Here is a 20,076-nt window from a genome sequence, read left to right as displayed (position 1 = left end):
ATTATAAGATCATTCTCCGCTGCAGGCTTCCGGACCAAAAATCTGTCTGCACAGGCGGCAGCCGGTAGGTGTGGCAGCAAGCCCTCCTTCGGCTGTTTCTTTTAAAGAGGTAGACATGAGCTGTCCCACCTGTCTCATGGCGAATATTACTTCATCTGCAGGAATCACGCTTTTGATTCCTGCCAAGGCGAGCTCGGATGCGGTAAAGGCATTGGCTACACCCATGGCATTTCGTTTGATGCAGGGAACTTCCACCAGTCCTGCAACGGGATCGCAGACAAGGCCCATGGTGTTTTTTAATGCAATGGCACAGCTGTCGGATACCATCTGGGGTGTACCATCAAAAATCTCTGTCAGAGCAGCGGCTGCCATGGCAGAAGCAGAACCAACCTCAGCCTGGCAGCCGCCTTCCGCTCCGGCAATGCTGGCGCATTTGGCAATGACCATACCTATGGCAGAAGCAGTAAACAGAGACATGACAATGTCACGCTTTGGGAGATCGTATTCATCCATAACGGAGATCAGGGCTGCAGGAATTACCCCACAGGATCCGGCAGTTGGAGCAGCTACAATTTTTCCCATGCAGGAATTAAATTCCGTAACGGCCAGTGCCATGCTGATGGCATTGCCAAGAAGATGACCGTAGTGGTTTTTTCCCTCCTCTACGGCTTTTTTTAATTTTGCAGCAGAACCTCCGGAAAGACCGCTGGGAGACCGGAGGGTTTCGTCCAGTCCACTTATTACTGACTGGCGCATCACATCAAAACTGCTTTCCATGGTTCCATAGACTTCTTCTATGGTTAATTCCATATCTCCGGCCTGCTGCTCCAAAACGATTTCAGAAATTTTCTTGTGGCTGGAAGAAGCGGCCTCAACCAGCTCTTCCACCGTATTATATTTTAGTTTCATTATATTCTCCAGTCGGTTGATTCTTTCAGCCCAGTTTTAAAAGAATGGTATTGTATACATGAGGAAGAAGTCGGATCTCAGGCACTAAAGAAGGGTCCACATCGGAATCCATTTCAATTGTCATAATTGCAATTCCGCCTTTTTCCTGGCGGTTTAACCGGAAATTGCAGATGTTGGCGTTGCCGGCAGCAACCAGATTTGTGACCTGGGCGATGATACCGGGAACATCCTGATGCATGACAATTAATGTGGTATTCTGACCGGTAAAATATACTTCCATGTCGTTGATTTTGTTTATCACAATATTGCCGCCTCCAATGGAAGCACCCTGGACGGAAAGCGTAGCACCGCCTGATCCGGTAAGGGTCACTAAAGCCGTATTTGGATGGGCATTTTCAATGGTACCGGTATGAATGTTAACACAAATGCCCTGCTTTTCGGCCGTTTCAAGACTGGTCCGGATTCCTGGGTCCCAGGGATCATATTTTAAGATTCCACCTACAATGGCTTTGTCGGTTCCATGGCCTTTGTAGGTTTTAGCAAAGGAACCGTGAAACAAAATATCCGCTTTTGCTACCGGTTCTCCAAGAAGGAGCGCAGCAGTTTTACCAATTCGGGCAGCTCCGGCTGTGTGGGAGCTGGAAGGTCCGATCATTACAGGCCCGACGATGTCAAATACATTCATGATAGTTCTCCAATCCGTATTGTCTTTGATGCATCACAGTGGTTTAAATTCCGGTTTTCTTCTTCTGAATTCCGTATAATAGGAAAAACCGCATTGTTTCAGAAGCTCTTTTGCAGTCTGAAAATCTGCACCTAAATCTTCTGGTATGTGGGCATCAGATCCCACCGTAATAATCTCGCCGCCCAGCTCCCGGTAACGTTTGATAATATCCCCGGATGGATTAGACTGACCGATTCCCTTTCTGTAACCCGCGGTGTTTAGTTCAATTCCTTTTCCCATTTCAATTACAGTCTTTAATATCTCATCAATAATATCCTGATACGCATGGTAGCTGTAATAAGCTGCTTTATTCGGACCATATCGGACGATGTAGTCGATATGTCCTGCAGCATCATAAGCGTCTTTCAGTTTTACGTTATCCAGTGTCGCCTCAAAATACTGAAGATATGCGTCTTCTTCCCGCCTGCCTTCAAAAAATTCGGGATAGGCAGCATCCTTGCGGTTAATGAAGTGAGTGGATCCGATTACATAATCAAAATCATAGCGTTTCAGCAGCTGGTCATAGTACTGTTTTAAATGGGGCTGCAGTCCCAGTTCGATTCCGATGCGAAGGTCGATTCGTTCCTTATATTCTTCCCGAAGCTGACACATGGTATTAAAATATAATTCCGGATCTAAGGTAAAATCGATGGGGGAATCTACGTCATAGTCGTGGTGATCCGTCACACATAGGGAATCCATTTGAAGCAAAATGGCACGTTCAATCTGGTTTCTGACTGGTGTGGTGGAATCCCCTGAAAATTCTGTGTGAAAATGATAGTCTGGCAGCATAGGAGTCTCCTTTTCCAAAAATTAAATTCATTATAAACAAACATGACTGGAAATGCAATCTGCTCAACGGACTGTTTTACACAAATTTAAACAGAATTTTACATAAATTTTAAAAACCATTGATAAATGAAATCTTTCTATGGTATTATTTTAAACGGCGCAGATAAATGCACGGTCAGATATCTGTAGTAAAAAATACATATTGGTTACAAGGAGGTAACAATGTCGGTTAATGACATATCGAGTTTGTTTACATTCATGGGAGGGCTGGGACTGTTTTTGTACGGCATGAATACCATGGCAGACGGCATGCAGAAAAGTGCAGGAAGCCGTATGAGTCAGTTTCTGGGTATGCTGACAAACAACCGCTTTATGGCAGTACTCCTGGGAGCAGTAATTACGGCTATTATCCAGAGCAGCGGTGCAACTACGGTTATGGTAGTTGGTTTTGTTAGTGCAGGAGTTTTAAATCTGACTCAGGCTGTGGGAGTAATCATGGGTGCAAACATCGGAACGACCATTACAGCATGGATTGTTTCCATGAATCAGCTGGGAGATGCATATTCTATATTTCAACCTTCATTTTGTGCTCCCCTTCTTGTGGGAATCGGAGCGGTTCTTCTTTTATTTGTGAAAAAGCAGAAGACCAGAACCATCGGTGAGATACTGGTGGGACTTGGCATGCTGTTTATAGGGCTTGATTTCATGTCCAGTGCAATTTCACCTTATACAGACGCGCCGATATTTTCAGAAGCATTCCGTGTCCTGGGAAATAATCCTTTTCTTGGCATGATAATCGGAGCGCTGGTAACAGCCCTCTTACAGAGTTCTTCGGCTTCCGTTGGTATTTTACAGACCCTTGCAATGAATGGAGTGGTTACTACCAATGCTGCTATTTTCATTACACTGGGTCAAAACATTGGTTCCTGTGTGACTGCATTGATCTCAAGTATCGGCAGTTCCAGGACTGCAAAGCGGGCTGCCGCGATTCATCTTTCCTTTAATGTCATTGGTTCTATCATATTTGGAATTGCATCGTTTCTTATATTTATAGCGTTGCCAGATATTGCAGGCCACAACATTACAGCAGTGCAGATTTCCATTTTCCACACCATATTTAATTTAACCAATACCTGCATTCTGTTTCCTTTTGCAAATCAGCTGGTGAAGTTGTCTGGTATGCTGGTACCGGAGGAGAAAAAGGGATCAGAAGAAGCCGGTGATCAGGAAAGTGAAACCATGAAGCATCTGGACGAAAGAATCTTTGAATCACCTGCATTCGCAGTGGAGACCGCTGCCATGGAAGTGGTACATATGGGACAGATCGCCATGGAGAATGTGCAGCTTGCCATCGATGCGGTTATTTCTAAAAATGTCAATAAAGCAAAAGATGTGTATAAAACCGAAAAGACGATTAATAATATGGAAAAGATGCTGACGGAATATCTGGTCAAAATCAACAATCTGTCTCTGACAGAGGAGCAGAAAATAATAGTCAACAACCTGTTTTACAGTATCAACGATATTGAGCGTGTCGGTGACCATGCAGAAAATCTGGCGGAACAGGCGGAATATATGGCGGAGCATGAAGTGACATTTTCTGAAACCGGAATATCTGACCTTAAGGTGATCTGTCAGACGGCTTTTCAGTCGTTCTCCCATTCCATTGATGCAAGGAGAAGAGGAGATATGGATGAGGTCCGCAAGGTGATTAAGTATGAAGATGAGGTAGATGCCCTGGAGGAGGAGCTGAGGGAAAAACACATCGAACGTCTCTCGACTGGAGAGTGCAGCACCGCCGCAGGCGTGGTATTTTTAGACCTGATCAGCAACCTGGAACGCATTTCCGATCATGCTTACAATCTTGCCGGATACGTCAAGAATGAAATGTAAAATAATTGTGAGGAATTGCTAAAATTAAAAAAAGGACTTGCTATTTACTGGAATATTAGGTAGAATAAACGGTAGTTGATTAATATTTAACGATCACTTTTAATTTTATTCTTAGGAGGAATTGAATTATGGCAGTAAAAGTAGCGATTAACGGTTTCGGACGTATTGGCCGTCTTGCTTTCAGACAGATGTTTGGTGCAGAAGGCTATGAAGTAGTAGCAATCAACGATTTAACAGATCCAAAGATGTTAGCACATTTATTAAAATATGATACAGCTCAGGGCGGATATGCAGGATACTACGGTGAGAAAGTTCACACAGTAGAAGCTTCTGAGGATTCTATTACAGTTGATGGAAAGACCATCAAAATTTATGCAGAAAAAGATGCAAAAAATCTTCCTTGGGGAGAAGTTGGCGTAGATGTAGTACTTGAGTGTACTGGTTTCTACTGCTCCAAAGCTCAGTCCCAGGCTCACATCGATGCAGGCGCTAAGAAAGTAGTTATCTCTGCTCCAGCCGGCAACGATCTGCCAACTGTTGTTTTCAGCGTAAACGAGAATGTATTAACAGCAGAAGACACAATCATCTCCGCTGCTTCCTGTACAACAAACTGCCTTGCTCCTATGGCAAAGGCATTAAACGATTATGCTCCGATCCAGTCTGGTATCATGAGCACCATTCACGCTTACACAGGTGATCAGATGATCCTTGACGGACCTCACAGAAAAGGTGATTTAAGAAGAGCAAGAGCTGGTGCAGCAAACATCGTACCAAACTCTACCGGTGCTGCTAAAGCAATCGGTCTTGTTATTCCTGAATTAAACGGTAAGTTAATCGGTTCCGCTCAGCGTGTTCCGGTTCCTACAGGTTCAACCACTATCTTAGTAGCAGTCGTTAAGGGTGCTGATGTAACCAAAGACGGAATCAATGCAGCTATGAAAGCAGCAGCAAGTGAGTCTTTCGGATACAACACAGATGAGATCGTATCTTCTGACGTAATCGGTATGAGATTTGGTTCTTTATTCGATGCAACTCAGACTATGGTTTCCAAGATCGGTGATGATTTATATCAGGTACAGGTTGTTTCCTGGTATGACAATGAAAATTCTTATACAAGCCAGATGGTTCGTACAATTAAGTACTTTGCTGAATTAGGCTAAAGATCCACGAAGGGTCCGGTCGTAAAGGACCGGGCCTTTTGTTTTTTTATGATGTTGTAACAACATATTCTGAAAGGAGCATAAAAAGATGCTTAATAAAAAAACAGTTGATGATTTAACCGGATTAAAGGGTAAGAAAGTACTTGTAAGATGTGATTTTAATGTACCGTTAAAGGATGGTGTTATTCAGAACTTTAACCGTATTGACGGAGCGATTCCTACTATAAAGAAGCTGCTTGATCAGGGCGCAAGAGTTATTTTGTGCTCCCATCTGGGAAAACCAAAGGGCGAGCCTCTTCCTGAGTTATCTTTAGCACCAGTTGCTCCGGCTTTAAGTGAGCGTCTTGGCGTAGAAGTTAAATTCGTAAACGATCCTAAGGTAACTGGTCCTGAGACACTGAAAGTGGCTGAGGAATTAAAGGATGGAGAAGTTCTTCTTCTTGAAAATACCCGTTACAGAGTGGAAGAGACCAAATACGGCAAAGATGAGTCCGCAGAAGAATATGCAAAAGAGCTTGCATCTCTTTGTGATGGAATCTTTGTAAACGATGCATTTGGTACTGCTCATAGAGCTCACTGCTCCAACGTAGGTGTTACCAAATATACATCTGAGAATGTTGTTGGATATTTAATGGAAAAAGAAATTAAGTTCCTGGGTCAGGCAGTTGAGAATCCGGTACGTCCTTTTGTGGCTATCCTGGGTGGTGCAAAGGTTTCCGATAAGATTAACGTGATCAACAACCTTCTTGACAAGGTTGATACCTTAATTATCGGCGGCGGTATGGCTTATACCTTTGCGAAGGCTCAGGGCAAAGAGATCGGAAATTCCTTATGTGAGGAAGATAAGCTTGACTATGCATTAGAGATGATCAAAAAGGCAGAGGAGAAAGGCGTGAAACTCCTTCTTCCTATCGATAATGTAATAGGCAAAGAATTCTCCAATGATACAGAGCGTAAAGTGGTAGAAACCATTGAAGCTGGATGGTCAGGATTTGATATCGGACCTAAAACCATTGAACTGTTTAAGGAAGCATTAAAAGGCGCTAAGACTGTTGTTTGGAACGGACCGATGGGCGTATTTGAATTCTCTAACTTTGCAGAGGGTACCTTGGAGATTTGCCGTGCAGTTGCAGAACTTAGTGATGCTACCACAGTCATCGGCGGCGGAGATTCTGTAAATGCAGTAAAGAGACTTGGCTTTGCTGATAAGATGACCCACATCTCTACTGGTGGCGGAGCATCCTTAGAGTTCCTGGAAGGCAAAGAACTGCCAGGCGTTGCAGCAGCAGATAATAAATAACGGAAGGTAAGGTTATTTTATGTCCAGAAAAAAAATTATTGCAGGAAACTGGAAGATGAATATGACTCCAACCGAAGCGGTGGAGCTTGTTAATACATTAAAGCCATTAGTAGCAAGCGATGAAGTAGATGTGGTATTTTGCGTACCCGCTATCGACATCATTCCTGCCATGGAGGCAGCAAAAGGTTCTAACATTAACATCGGCGCTGAGAACATGTACTATGAGGACAAGGGCGCTTATACCGGAGAGATTTCACCGGCTATGTTAAAGGACGCAGGTGTAAAATACGTGGTAATCGGTCATTCCGAGAGAAGAGAGTATTTTGCAGAGACGGATGAAACCGTTAACAAAAAAGCATTAAAGGCTTTTGAATATGGAATGACTCCTATTATCTGCTGTGGTGAATCACTGACACAGAGAGAACAGGGAATTACCATTGACTGGATTCGCCAGCAGATTAAGATTGCATTCTTAAATATACCGGCTGAGAATGCTGCGAAAGCAGTCATCGCTTACGAGCCTATCTGGGCAATCGGTACAGGTAAGGTTGCAACTACGGAGCAGGCTCAGGAAGTTTGCCAGTCTATCCGTTCCTGTATTGCTGAAATTTATGATGAAGCAACTGCACAGGCAATCCGGGTTCAGTATGGCGGTTCTGTTTCCGCCGGCAGCGCACCAGAATTGTTCGCACAGCCGGATATCGACGGCGGTCTTGTAGGAGGAGCATCCTTAAAACCGGAATTCGGAGATATTGTCAATTATAAGAAATAACACAGCTGCTGCTTCCTGTCTGCTTTCGGGCAGGGAGCAGCTTTTTGCTTCCTGATAATTTATCACCATTCCCAGGTTGCAAGAAATTTCGAAATCATGTAAAATAATGTGTTGAAAGACAATGATTGCAATAAGCATAATTACGATAGAATGAACAGAAGGAAAAGGAGAACTAGTTATGAGCAAAAAACCGGTTGTATTAATGATCCTTGATGGTTACGGGTTAAATGATAACTGCGACCATAATGCTGTGTGTGAAGCGAGAACTCCCGTTATGGACCAGCTGATGAGCCAGTGTCCTTACGTAGAAGGCAATGCCAGCGGCCTGGCAGTCGGTCTGCCGGACGGCCAGATGGGCAACTCTGAGGTTGGCCACTTAAATATGGGTGCAGGACGTATCGTATATCAGGAGCTGACCAGAATTACAAAAGCAATTTCAGACGGAGACTTCTTTACCGTTCCAGAATTTTTACAGGCAGTGGAAAACTGCAAAAAGAACAATTCCGCACTTCATATGTGGGGCCTGGTTTCAGACGGTGGTGTTCACAGCCACATCGGTCACATCTATGGATTATTGGAACTTGCTAAGAAAAACGGCCTTGAGAGGGTATTTGTTCACTGCTTCTTAGACGGCCGTGATACACCTCCTGCTTCAGGAAAAAGCTATGTGGAAGCGCTGGAAGCAAAGATGAATGAGCTTGGCGTAGGCAAAGTAGCATCTGTTTCCGGACGTTATTATGCCATGGACAGAGATAACCGCTGGGACCGTGTAAAACGGGCTTACGATGTACTGACAAAGGGAGAAGGAAATCAGGCCCAGTCAGCAACTGCTGGTATTCAGGCTTCCTATGTGGCAGAGAAGAATGACGAATTTGTAGAGCCATTTGTTGTGACTGAGAACGGAGCACCGGTTGCTGTGGTAGAGGATGGCGATTCGGTTATCTTCTTTAACTTCCGTCCGGACCGTGCCAGAGAACTGACAAGAGCTTTCTGCGATGATGAGTTTAAAGGATTTGAGAGAGAGAAGCGTCTGAATCTCACCTATGTCTGCTTCACGGATTACGATGAGACAATTAAAAATAAGCTGGTTGCATTTAAAAAGGAAGCAATTGTCAATACATTTGGCCAATTCCTTGCTGATCACAACATGACTCAGGCCAGAATTGCTGAGACGGAAAAATATGCACACGTAACATTTTTCTTTAACGGCGGTGTGGAAGAGCCCAATAAGGGAGAAGACAGAATTTTAGTGCCGTCACCAAAGGTTGCCACCTATGATTTGCAGCCAGAAATGAGCGCTCCGGTTGTCTGCGACAAACTGACAGAGGCTGTGACTTCCGGCAAATACGATGTTATCATTGTGAATTTTGCAAATCCGGACATGGTTGGACATACCGGTATTGAAGATGCTGCAATTAAGGCCATTGAAACGGTTGATGCGTGTGTGGGAAGAACGGTTGATGCGGTGAAGGAGATGAACGGAGTCATGTTTATCTGTGCAGATCATGGTAATGCAGAGCAGCTTCTGGATTATGAGACGGGAGAACCGTTTACAGCCCATACAACCAATCCGGTTCCTTTCATTCTGGTAAATGCGGATCCGGCCTGTAAGCTGAGAGAGGGCGGCTGCCTTGCAGACATCGCACCGACCTTAATTGAACTGCTGGGTATGGAACAGCCGAAAGAGATGACAGGAAAATCACTGATTGTCCGTTAATGTAATAAACGAAGAGGGCTTCCCGGTAAACCTGCTGGGTGGTCTTCTTTTTTATAAAAGTTTGAAAATTACTTTGTCCATATACGTTTTGTGCTTCCATTTCTAACAAAAATACGATAGAATATAGAAAGGTATGTTAGGAAGGATTTCAGATGAGTATAAGAATCAGATTTTCTTTGGAGCCCAAGAAAAAAATATTTTCCGGATTTGCCTGGAACACTCAGTCCGCGGAGCTTATGGTAAAGGATCTGGCAAAGAAGATGGGATATCAGTGTTTTCGCATTGAAGGCATGCTGCTTGTTCAGCTGTGTCCGGAAGGATATATCTGGTTTAACTGGAATAAGCGTAAGCTTCAGGGAGAGAGCCAGACAAACATTGCAGGTCCCGGGTTTCATGCTGCAGTGGTAGAATTTTTAGAAGCAGCAGCACGGGAAAAGAAGCTAAAACTAAAAGTAGAGGACCGAACCGGTTATTTCATAAAAAGAGATTTTCTGGCTATGAGACAAAAGTATTTTTACCAATGGTTTTCCGATTTGATGGATTTAGTATCCGGCTGGAGTGAAAAAGGGGAATATATGTTTTGCTGGCCTGCCATCTACTATGTTCCATCCAGGCAGGAAGGAAAGCTGATTACTCACATCCGGTCTTTTTCATTTAAAGAGATTGCAGGTATGGTTCATTCCGGCATGAGTGTTGCATTTGCCAAGGATTTTTTTGTGTGGAATGATCTTCAAAAAGATGCCAGATATTACAGAAACAGTGCTATGGTTCTTTTAAACCAGTCCTGTTATTTTATGCCATCCCAGCGGAGTACTCAGGACGTTTATGTAAATCAAAGAATTATAGAGCTTCTTGAAAAAGCATATGTGATGGATCCGGATATTCCCTTTCCCCATAAAACCTATCTTGACATCTGTGCTCTTGATTCCCATACTCCCATGGAGATGAAGTCTGTAAATCCTATGGATATTGAAGATTCCATCGGTTGCAGAAAATATCTGGTCTATCGTAAGATCGGTAATATGAGTTTTGCCCTTCCAGGGAATTTTTTGTACGATGAGGAAGATAACAGCGCAATGGATCATTATTATGACGGCAGAGATTACGGCGGTCATGATTACTATATTTACGCAGCGGTCTTTGCAGGACGAGAAGCGGAGTTTAAACCCCAGTGGTTTGAACAGGGCAAACCTGAGGAGATTCTGGATTTTGAACTGAATAACGCGAAGGTCAGGGTTGCATTTTATGAACCGGAGGAGAAGCCGGGAGAGACCAGATATGGAGTATCTGCCCAGGTACTTTATAAAGACCAGCGTATGAATATTAATATTGTAAGCAGAAAACCGGGGGAAAAAGACTGGGCTTTGGAACTGATAAAAAGCATTCGCATAACAGAGTAGAGGAACGTATGAATCAAAAAGAGATGAAAACAGGCATATTGCTGAGGCGCTTTGTGCCTTATTATAAAAAGTATACAAAAATCATGGTAATGGACTTAATCTGTGCGTCTTTAACCACTATTTGTGAGATGGTGCTGCCCCTGATTCTTCGGTATATCACCAATCAGGGGCTGCGGGATTTATCGGCACTGACTGCCCGCACCATTATAAGCATTGGGGCACTTTATTTCGGTCTGAGGATCATTGATGGTATGGCTAGTTTCTATATGGCTTATACGGGTCACGTGATGGGAGCTGCCATTGAAACGGATATGAGAGAGGAGGCATTTAGCCATCTCCAGAAGCTTTCGGATAATTATTTTAATAACACCAAGATCGGGCAGATTATGTCACGGATAACCAGCGATTTATTTGAGGTGACGGAGTTTGCCCATCATTGTCCGGAAGAATTTTTCATTGCATTTTTAAAGACAGTAATTTCTTTTATTATCCTGTCTGGGATTAATCTCCCCTTAACCATCCTTATTTTCCTGCTGATTCCGGTCATGGCAGTATCCTGTACCTATTTTAACATACAGGTGAGAAAAGCATTTAAGCATCAGAGAAATCATATTGGCGAACTGAATGCAAGGATAGAAGACAGTCTGCTTGGAAACAGGGTGGTAAGAGCCTTTGCCAATGAAAAGATAGAGATAGAGAAATTCAATCGGGACAATCAGGAATTCTTACAGATCAAGCGAAAAACTTATAAATATATGGCGGCTTTCCAGAATACCATTCGGATGTTTGACGGTCTGATGTACGTAGTGGTAATCGTTGCAGGCGGTATTTTTATGATTAAAGGTCTCATTGAGCCGGGAGATCTTGTGGCATACACTCTTTATGTCAGCACATTGCTGACTACCATACGAAGAATTATTGAATTCGCGGAGCAGTTCCAGAGAGGAATAACAGGAATTGACCGATTCATGGAACTGATGGATGCCAATGTAGATATATTTGATGAAGAGGGGGCAAGACCTCTGACGAAGATCGATGGGGAAATCTCTTTTGAAGATGTCTCTTTTGAATATCCGGATGACCGGAATCCAGTTCTGTCACACATTAACTTAAGGATCAGACCGGGTGAAAAGGTGGCTTTGGTAGGCCCGTCGGGAGGCGGAAAAACCACTCTCTGCAGCCTGGTACCGCGGTTTTATGATCCCACTGAGGGAAGAATTTTAATTGATGGTCAGGATATCCGGGAAGTGACCCTTAAGAGCTTGAGAAGCACAGTAGGTGTGGTACAGCAGGATGTTTACTTGTTCTCAGGAACCGTTTTTGAGAATATTGAATACGGTCGTCCCGGGGCTTCCATGGAAGAGGTGGTTTCGGCCGCCAGGATGGCAGGCGCTCATGAATTCATTACAGGATTAAAGGATGGATACAATACATACGTTGGGGAACGTGGTGTAAAGCTTTCCGGAGGTCAGAAGCAGAGGATCAGTATTGCCAGAGTATTCCTTAAAAATCCGCCGGTACTGATTTTAGATGAGGCAACTTCTGCGCTGGATAATGAAAGCGAGCAGCTGGTTTCCCAGTCTTTGGAACGGCTTTCCAAAGGAAGAACAACGGTGACTATCGCACACCGTCTGACTACCATACAGAATGCTGACCGTATTTTAGTCCTTTCCGATAACAGCATTGTGGAGGAAGGAAATCATGAAGAACTGCTTTTAAAGAAAGGCATGTACTACCAGCTTTATACCTCTGTGAGTGAAGCAGAGAAGAATACTTAATGTGAGAAATAAAGGAGAGCCGGAATGAAAGTAGCGATCGTTACAGACAGCAACAGCGGAATTACCCAGAAGCAGGGAAAGGAAGCTGGAATTTATGTCGTTCCCATGCCATTTATGATGGATGGAGAGATGTATTATGAGGATATCAGCTTAAGCCAGCAGGAGTTTTATGAAAAGCTGGAAAGCGGCGCTGATATTTCTACCTCACAGCCGTCACCCGGTGATTTAATGGATTTATGGAATGAACTGTTAAAAGAATACGATGCCATTGTGCACATACCCATGTCCAGTGGTTTAAGCAGTTCCTGTCAGACAGCCATTATGCTGGCGGATGATTATGAAGGGAAAGTGTTTGTTGTTAACAATCAGAGAATCTCTGTGACCCAGAGGCAGTCTGTTCTTGATGCAAAGGAGATGGCAGATCAGGGGATAAGTCCTCAGGCAATCAAGGAAAAACTGGAGGAGACTAAGATGGACTCCACCATTTACATTACCCTGGATACTCTGGAATATTTGAAAAAAGGGGGGAGAATCACTCCTGCGGCTGCACTGCTTGGCAGTTTTCTGCGGATTAAACCGGTTCTCACCATTCAGGGAGAAAAGCTTGATGCATTTGCCAAGGCAAGAACCATGAAGCAGGCGAAAGCCATGATGATTGCAGCCATAAAAAAGGACATGGATGAACGTTTTAATGATCCAAACGGTGCGGTGACTCATATAGCAGTTGTACACTCAGACAGTCTGGAAGCAGCTCAGGAATTTAAGCGGGAGCTTCAGGAGCTATTTCCGGAAACAGGGGAGATCCATGTGGATCATCTTTCCCTCAGCGTTTCCTGTCATATCGGTCCGGGTGCACTGGCAGTTACATGTACCAAAAAAATAAATTTATGATAAGTCAGAGATTGGAGAGGTGAGACCATGTTTCAGGATAAACTATTCAGCCGAAAGCCCGTTATCAGCCTGCAGGTCACTCTGATCCTCGTCTTTTTGTTTATAGGAAGTATTCCGGTTTTTGTCGGGAGTTCTGTTCTGTTGGGAGCATTCCGGCAAAACCTGATCGATTCACGAATGCAGGAGATCCAAAACCAGTGCTGGATATTAAGCAATAAGATGACCAGAATTGGATATTTAACGATGGATCCTAAGGATCCCCTTTTGGATAATGAGATGGCTGTGAAAGCGGATATGTTTAACGGAAGAATTGTAATTATCAATAAGAGCTTTCGTATTATCAGCGATACCTTTTCGCTCTCTGCAGGTAAGACCAATGTGTCGGAGGAAGTGATCCGTTGCTTTAACGGTGAAAACAGCAGCAAATACAATCAGGAAAAAAAGTATTTTTCTCTCACAATTCCAATCTATTCCAATAGTCAGGAAAAAGAGATTGATGGTGTTATGATCATCACAGCATCTTCTGAAGATCTTTTAAACCGCATTGTCACAGTATCGGATAAAGGATCATTTTTGCAGCTTTTAATTATTTCAATTCTGGCAATTGTGGTAGTTCTTCTGGTAAAACTTTTAATGAAGCCGTTTCGGGAATTGCAGAGGATGTTAAACCGTGCGGCAGAAGGAAACATAGATGAAGATATTATCTCCCGTGTTTACAAGGAGACCAGGCAGATTTCAGATTCCATTAATACTACGTTAAAGAAACTGAAAGCGGTAGACAAGTCCAGGGAAGAGTTTGTTTCCAATGTATCACATGAGCTGAAAACCCCCATTACGTCTATTCGTGTACTTGCAGATTCTCTCATTGGGATGGAGGATGCTCCGGTGGAACTGTACCGGGAGTTCTTAAGCGATATATCGGAAGAGATTGAACGAGAGAATAAAATTATCGATGATCTCCTTGCTCTTGTTCGAATGGATAAGACAGCAGGGGCTAACTTAAATGTAGCCCAGGTTAAAATTAACGGCCTGCTGGAGCTGATTTTAAAACGTCTTCGTCCCATTGCCGGGAAGCGCAATATTGAACTGACCTTTGAAAGCATGCGGGAAGTTACGGCAGATGTGGATGAGATGAAGCTGTCTCTGGCACTGAGCAATCTTGTTGAAAATGCCATTAAATACAATATAGAAGGCGGCTGGGTGCGGGTTACCCTTGATGCAGACCACAAGTTCTTTTATGTAAAAGTTGCAGATTCAGGGATTGGGATTTCAGAAGAGTTCCAGGAACGGGTATTTGACCGCTTTTACCGGGTGGATAAGGCGAGATCCCGGGAGACTGGAGGAACCGGACTTGGTTTATCCATAACTAAAAAGATTGTTCTGATGCATCAGGGAGCGATCAAGCTTCAGAGCAAAGAGGGAGAGGGTACTACATTTACTGTACGTATTCCTCTTACATACATTTCTTAGGAACAGGAGGGATAGGGATGAAGCCACGAATGGGTATGTTGATATTTCTGCTGTCTGTGGTATGCTTTTTATCCGGCTGCTCAGGAAGAGCACAAAAAAAAAGCACGGATAGCGGGGAACTTTATCAGATCTACTATTTGAATTCGGCCATGACCAAAATGGAGCCTCAGCCATATACCATGCCTGAAAAGCCTGTGGATGAATCAGAAGAGGAAACAGACTGGAAAATTAAAAATCTGATGGAACAGCTGCGTAACGTTCCCAAGGATTTAGACCGGCAGGCAGCCGTCCCGGACAAGGTGGGATTTGAGCGGTATAAGCTGGAGGATACAGTGTTGTATCTGTATTTTGATAATAATTATGCGATGATGAACAGCACCAGAGAGATTCTTTGCAGGGCGGCTCTTGTCAGAACCCTGACTCAGATCAAGGGAATCGCATACGTAGCAATCTACACAGCGGAACAGCCGCTTATGGACAGCACCGGAAATCCGGTGGGACCAATGCAGAGTACGGATTTTATTGATAATATCAGCAATGTCAACTCATTTGAAAAGACAGAACTGTCCTTGTATTTTGCCGATGAAAGCGGAGAAAAGCTGGTAAAGGAGTCAAGAGAAGTAGTTCATAATATTAATACTTCTCTGGAAAAGCTGGTAATTGAACAGCTGATTGCAGGTCCTGGCAGACCGGGATTGAACCCTACGCTGCCGAAGGAGACCAAACTGATCAATGTGTCGGTCAATGAAAATGTGTGCTACATCAATTTTGACTCCTCATTTCTCAATAATACTCTGGAGGTAAAGGAATATATCCCCATCTATTCCATCGTCAACTCTCTGGCTGCGGTTTCATCCATTAACAAGGTTCAGATCACAGTCAATGGTTCTCAGGATGTGATGTTTCGGGACTCCATTTCTTTGAACCAGCAGTTTGAGCGAAATCTGGATTACAATAAGGAAAATGAGGAATCAACAGAAGAAACAGGAGGAACACAACAATAAAACGCCCATTATGTCTGATTGCAGGGGGATTTGTACTTGGAGAGACTGCCGTACTGCTGGCTTTGACATCTTGGCTTTTTATTCCGGCGCTGATTGCTGCCGGGATGATTTTTTGTGGTTGCAGGAGAGGCAGAAACCCGCTTTGGGTCTTTTTGCCTCTTGTTTTTTTCTATCTGGGCTCGGCTCGTGCAGATCTTGAGATGGATCAATTAAGAGAACGGGATAGCGGGCTTTTAGAAATTACAGGTTATTACACAGAGGTACGGGGTAGTATCTCATCTATTGCAGATGAGAAGGGAGTTGTCAGTCTGACTCTGAAGAATAACCGGATCAGAAAAATGATGAAAGGGAAGTGGGAAGAGGTTTTTTATGATCCCCCCGGAATCATAGTTTCTTTAAAGGAGTGTGAAGGTGCTTCTTTAAAATCTCTGGGAATCGGACAGATTGTTGCTGTGCGGGGCGAGGTACAGCCCTTTTCACAGGCAAGAAATCCGGGAGAGTTTGATTTTAAGAGCTACTATCAGTCTCTGGGGGTGGATTTTACCCTTTTTGCAGAGAGGATTGATATAGTAGAAGTGGGGAAGTCTCCGCTTTTGGAGTTTTTAAGAAAATTTAAAGTCTATAGTAAAACTCTTCTTTACCGGGACGCAATAGAAACAGATGCAGGAATCTTTACGGCTGCAGTGCTGGGCGATAAAATGGGTATCTCCAGGGATCTTAAGGATTTATACCAGAAAAATGGAATTGCCCACCTCCTTGCCATCAGCGGTCTCCATATGTCATTTATCGGACTGTCTTTTTACAAGCTGATAAAAAGGTCTGGTGCAGGCTTTTGGGGTGCAGGTCTTGTTAGTATGGTGCTTCTGATTTTATATGGCATATTAACGGGTGCAAGCCCTTCTGTGGTACGGGCCGGGGTGATGATGTGTCTGGGGTTTTATGCTGCCTGTCTTGGAAGAACCTATGATTTATTGTCTGCAGCTTCGCTGTCATTATTTTTTCTGGGTTTTCAGTCTCCGTCACTCCTGATGCAGGGAGGTGTTCAGCTTTCGTTCGGTGCCGTATTGGCAATAGGAGCGATCGCTCCGCTTATACACGGCTGGCTGGGAAAGGATAGCCTTTTTTCCGGAAGTATTTCTGCATGCTTTGCGGTGCAGATGATCACGCTGCCTGTGACAGCCTTTCATTTCTACCAGATTCCGCCTTATGGTCTGGTTTTGAATCTGTTGGTCATTCCACTGATGGGCGGAGTTCTCTGTTCCGGTCTGGGAGTGATTGCATTTGGCTCTTTAAGTCCTGTTTTTGGAACCGCGGCAGCGGGAACCGGGCATTATATACTGTCTCTGTATGAGATTCTTTTAAACATTGCGAAGGAAATGCCGGGGAGCAATATTATTTTAGGCAGGCCTGGTATCAGAACGCTGGTGACTTATGGGGGTCTTCTTACTGGCTGCATTTTTATAATGAAATTATTTAGCAGGGTTGAAAAGGAAGCAGAGAAAAATAGCATTGATACCGTGGGAGGAAATGAACGTATCCCGGAAAAAGGAAAAATTCCGTATGTAGGAAAACTTCTTTTCCTGACAGGATTTTATATATTATCCATATTTCTTATATTACCAGAGCCGGTAAAGGGACTGGAGGCTTGGTTTCTTGATGTAGGGCAGGGAGATGGGATTTTGCTCAGGACAGAAGGGGCGTGCGTGCTGATTGATGGTGGAAGTTCCTCTAAAAAATCTTTGGGAGAGTATACACTGTCCCCATGTCTGAAGTCTCTTGGTGTTTCAGTAATTGATTATGCATTCGTCAGTCACGGAGACCTGGATCATTTAAGCGGAGTAAAATATTTGCTGGAAAGCTGTGAGGATATACAGATTAAGAATTTATATCTTCCTTATCATGGACGGGATGAGGAGATGATACAATCTCTGGCAGCACTGGGAAAAAACAGGGGAGCTTGTGTGCGGTATCTGACAGGGGGCGATGTAATGAAGATAGGAAAGCTATCGATTACCTGTCTTTATCCTGGAAAAGATGACGTACCAACAGATGTTAACGGCGAATCCCAGGTGCTTAAAATGGACTATGGTGATTGCCATATGCTGTTTACCGGTGATATGGGGGAGCGGGAGGAACAACTTCTTCTTGAAAAAAAGAAAGATCTGTCATTATGTGAAGTAAACGTTTTAAAAACGGCTCACCACGGCTCAAAATATTCATCCAGCGAATCATTTCTTGATGCAGTTTCACCTGTCTGGGCTGTGATTTCTTATGGCCAGGGGAATTCTTACGGACATCCTCACAAAGAAGTGTTAGAACGTTTTAATGAGCGGAATGTTACAGTGTTTGGAACTGGAATGTATGGAGCAGTCAGGCTGGAAACGGATGGAACCAGGATCCGTTTTTCAACTTTCGTTGACGGAAACAGGAACCATGGGTATAATGTTAAGAAGGAAAAGGAGTGAAACATGCGATGCAGACCCTGAATCAGGATATAAAAAATAACAGTTTTAAGCCGGTTTATCTCTTATATGGAGAAGAGGCATTTCTAAAAAACAGCTACAAGAATCAGATGAAATCGGCCATAACTCAGGGAGATACCATGAACTTCAATCAGTTTGGCGGAAAATCCATTGATGTAAAGGAGCTCATAAGTCTTGCTGATACGATGCCTTTTTTTTCGGAGAAACGATTGATCCTTGTAGAAGACAGTGGATTTTTTAAGGCGGCTGCAGAAGAACTGGTTAACTATCTGCCCCAGATGCCGGATACAACCTGTATGATGTTTGTGGAATCAGAAGTGGACAAGAGAAGCAAAATGTTTAAAAAGATAAAGGAACTTGGTTATGCCGCCGAGATGGAGCGTCAGGATATGAATCAGCTGGCCAGGTGGGCAGGAACATTACTTTCCAGAGAAGGAAAGAAGGTGACTGGACAGACCATGGAGCTTTTTTTAAACATGACCGGTGATGATATGGAAAATATCCGCATGGAGCTGGAAAAGCTGATTAGCTTTACGTTAGGAAGAGATGTCATAACAGATGAAGATGTGATGGCGATCTGTACAGAGCGGACGACCAATAAAATATTTGATATGGTGACTTCCATCGTTAACCGCCAGACAAAAAGGGCCCTTGAACTTTATGAGGACTTGCTTACATTAAAGGAACCTCCCATGAGAATCATGTTTCTCATTGCAAGACAGTTTAATCAGCTGTTGCAGGTAAAAGAACTGATGGGCAAGGGAATGGATAAAGGGGGAATCGCTGCAAAGCTTAAAATTCCGCCTTTTGCTGCCGGTAAGCTGATGCCTCAGGCAAGAACTTTTTCCAAGGAACAGATTCTTTCTTATGTGAATTCCTGCGTTGAGGCGGAAGAAGCGGTTAAAACGGGAAGACTTTCGGATCGTATGGCAGTGGAGCTTTTGCTGACTGCAAAATATTAAACCAACAGGTTGTCTGTATCAGAAAACGGGAGGATAAGGAACTGGTGAGTAGTTCCTTATCGCTCCCGTCTTCTTTCGCCTTGAAAGCCAAAAAATATATCATCATTAATATTGTCATTTTTATCATTGCCGCAACAGAGAGCCTGGTGGGCTGCAATCGTCTCCAGGGTATCGCCCAGCTGACTGAAAATACAGCTGAGGAGTGCAATTTCGTCAGCTGTCCGGTCTTTTGCAAGACAGCAGGCAATGGATGACACAAGTGTTACCAGTTCGCAGGACTGCATAGTTCATCACCTCTGGATAATATATGATGCATCAGGTGACATTAAGATAAGAAAAAAATTATTCTGCCATTTTATAAATATTAAACGGTTCAAAAAGAATTAAATAATTGTCCTTTTGCAGCCCCTTCTCATATTTTGACCGATAGCATTCCAGTGCTTCCAAAAGAAATTCTTCTGTAACCTCTAAATGCTCTGCGATCTCAAAGCTGTTTCTGCAGCCGGCCTCTTTCGCGGCAACCAGCTTCTCCAACGTGATCATTTTGTTATAAGCCCATAAACGTGCCGTGCGTTCCTGTTTTCTGTTTGAAACATCAGACTGATCCAGTATATCTCCAGCAGTGGTGTAGTAATGTCCAAGTTCTTCAGCCAGTACGCAGGCTTTCTGATAGCCGGACATGTTCTGCCGGATCAGGATCTGATCGCCCCTAATCCGTCCGTCATTACCAATTAATGGTTTTTCTTTAATCATGATTCCGTCAGAGTCTGCTTCCTTTAATAATATATCATAATTCAAATAAATCACCTCAACGAATTTTA

General features: G+C 43.6%; 17 protein-coding genes. 12 read left to right on the top strand and 5 right to left on the bottom strand.

What is annotated here, in order from left to right; genetic code table 11:
* Window positions 1-9: 9 nt before the first annotated feature.
* From sdaAA to ABS301_RS10745, 3 genes are read right to left on the bottom strand one after another with little or no spacing between them, the layout of a single operon-like run.
* Window positions 10-909: an L-serine ammonia-lyase, iron-sulfur-dependent, subunit alpha gene (sdaAA, locus tag ABS301_RS10755; protein WP_349672230.1), complete on the bottom strand. Its 900-nt coding sequence runs from the start codon at window positions 907-909 to the stop codon at window positions 10-12.
* Between the two features lie 25 nt (window positions 910-934).
* Window positions 935-1,594, bottom strand: a complete 660-nt coding sequence (gene sdaAB / locus ABS301_RS10750) for an L-serine ammonia-lyase, iron-sulfur-dependent subunit beta (protein WP_349672229.1) — start codon at window positions 1,592-1,594, stop codon at window positions 935-937.
* A 33-nt stretch (window positions 1,595-1,627) separates the two neighbouring features.
* The gene (locus ABS301_RS10745; RefSeq protein WP_349672228.1) at window positions 1,628-2,425 is read right to left on the bottom strand and encodes a histidinol-phosphatase HisJ family protein; all 798 of its coding nucleotides are present in this window, start codon (window positions 2,423-2,425) and stop codon (window positions 1,628-1,630) included.
* Between the two features lie 222 nt (window positions 2,426-2,647).
* Between ABS301_RS10745 and ABS301_RS10740 the strand changes: the two genes are divergently transcribed.
* From ABS301_RS10740 to holA, 12 genes are all read left to right on the top strand, one after another.
* Window positions 2,648-4,318, top strand: a complete 1,671-nt coding sequence (locus tag ABS301_RS10740) for a Na/Pi cotransporter family protein (protein WP_349672227.1) — start codon at window positions 2,648-2,650, stop codon at window positions 4,316-4,318.
* A 128-nt stretch (window positions 4,319-4,446) separates the two neighbouring features.
* Window positions 4,447-5,478, top strand: a complete 1,032-nt coding sequence (gene gap, locus ABS301_RS10735; RefSeq protein ID WP_349672226.1) for a type I glyceraldehyde-3-phosphate dehydrogenase — start codon at window positions 4,447-4,449, stop codon at window positions 5,476-5,478.
* Window positions 5,479-5,566: 88 nt separating this feature from the next.
* Window positions 5,567-6,778: a phosphoglycerate kinase gene (locus ABS301_RS10730; RefSeq protein ID WP_349672225.1), complete on the top strand. Its 1,212-nt coding sequence runs from the start codon at window positions 5,567-5,569 to the stop codon at window positions 6,776-6,778.
* A gap of 19 nt (window positions 6,779-6,797) precedes the next feature.
* Window positions 6,798-7,550, top strand: coding sequence for a triose-phosphate isomerase (gene tpiA, locus ABS301_RS10725; RefSeq protein WP_349672224.1), 753 nt, complete (start codon window positions 6,798-6,800; stop codon window positions 7,548-7,550).
* 178 nt (window positions 7,551-7,728) lie between these two features.
* A complete protein-coding gene (gene gpmI / locus ABS301_RS10720; protein ID WP_349672223.1) occupies window positions 7,729-9,267 on the top strand; it encodes a 2,3-bisphosphoglycerate-independent phosphoglycerate mutase in 1,539 nt (512 codons plus the stop codon).
* Between the two features lie 152 nt (window positions 9,268-9,419).
* Complete coding sequence (locus ABS301_RS10715; RefSeq protein WP_349672222.1) at window positions 9,420-10,667, top strand: hypothetical protein; 1,248 nt, start codon at window positions 9,420-9,422, stop codon at window positions 10,665-10,667.
* 8 nt (window positions 10,668-10,675) lie between these two features.
* The gene (locus ABS301_RS10710; RefSeq protein ID WP_349672221.1) at window positions 10,676-12,445 is read left to right on the top strand and encodes an ABC transporter ATP-binding protein; all 1,770 of its coding nucleotides are present in this window, start codon (window positions 10,676-10,678) and stop codon (window positions 12,443-12,445) included.
* Between the two features lie 24 nt (window positions 12,446-12,469).
* Window positions 12,470-13,336 carry a DegV family protein gene (locus ABS301_RS10705; protein ID WP_349672220.1) on the top strand — a complete coding sequence of 289 codons (867 nt, stop codon included), beginning with the start codon at window positions 12,470-12,472 and terminating at the stop codon, window positions 13,334-13,336.
* A 27-nt stretch (window positions 13,337-13,363) separates the two neighbouring features.
* On the top strand, window positions 13,364-14,806 hold the full coding sequence (locus ABS301_RS10700; RefSeq protein ID WP_349672219.1) for a sensor histidine kinase: 1,443 nt from the start codon (window positions 13,364-13,366) through the stop codon (window positions 14,804-14,806).
* Between the two features lie 17 nt (window positions 14,807-14,823).
* Window positions 14,824-15,810 carry a GerMN domain-containing protein gene (locus ABS301_RS10695; protein ID WP_349672218.1) on the top strand — a complete coding sequence of 329 codons (987 nt, stop codon included), beginning with the start codon at window positions 14,824-14,826 and terminating at the stop codon, window positions 15,808-15,810.
* A 62-nt stretch (window positions 15,811-15,872) separates the two neighbouring features.
* The gene (locus ABS301_RS10690; protein WP_349672217.1) at window positions 15,873-18,275 is read left to right on the top strand and encodes a ComEC/Rec2 family competence protein; all 2,403 of its coding nucleotides are present in this window, start codon (window positions 15,873-15,875) and stop codon (window positions 18,273-18,275) included.
* Between the two features lie 8 nt (window positions 18,276-18,283).
* A complete protein-coding gene (gene holA / locus ABS301_RS10685; protein ID WP_349672282.1) occupies window positions 18,284-19,255 on the top strand; it encodes a DNA polymerase III subunit delta in 972 nt (323 codons plus the stop codon).
* A gap of 56 nt (window positions 19,256-19,311) precedes the next feature.
* On the opposite strand, the gene ABS301_RS10680 is transcribed toward holA, so the two are convergent.
* Both ABS301_RS10680 and ABS301_RS10675 read right to left on the bottom strand, forming a co-directional pair.
* Window positions 19,312-19,539, bottom strand: coding sequence for a DUF6774 domain-containing protein (locus ABS301_RS10680; protein WP_349672216.1), 228 nt, complete (start codon window positions 19,537-19,539; stop codon window positions 19,312-19,314).
* A gap of 58 nt (window positions 19,540-19,597) precedes the next feature.
* Window positions 19,598-20,053, bottom strand: a complete 456-nt coding sequence (locus ABS301_RS10675) for an ImmA/IrrE family metallo-endopeptidase (protein WP_349672215.1) — start codon at window positions 20,051-20,053, stop codon at window positions 19,598-19,600.
* Between the last annotated feature and the right edge of the window lie 23 nt (window positions 20,054-20,076).

This window comes from Lacrimispora sp. (assembly GCF_031982545.1).
In the GTDB taxonomy this organism is placed as follows: domain Bacteria; phylum Bacillota; class Clostridia; order Lachnospirales; family Lachnospiraceae; genus Lacrimispora.
The sequence above is the reverse complement of the archived record's forward strand: the minus strand, read 5'-3'. Positions and strand labels throughout refer to the sequence as shown.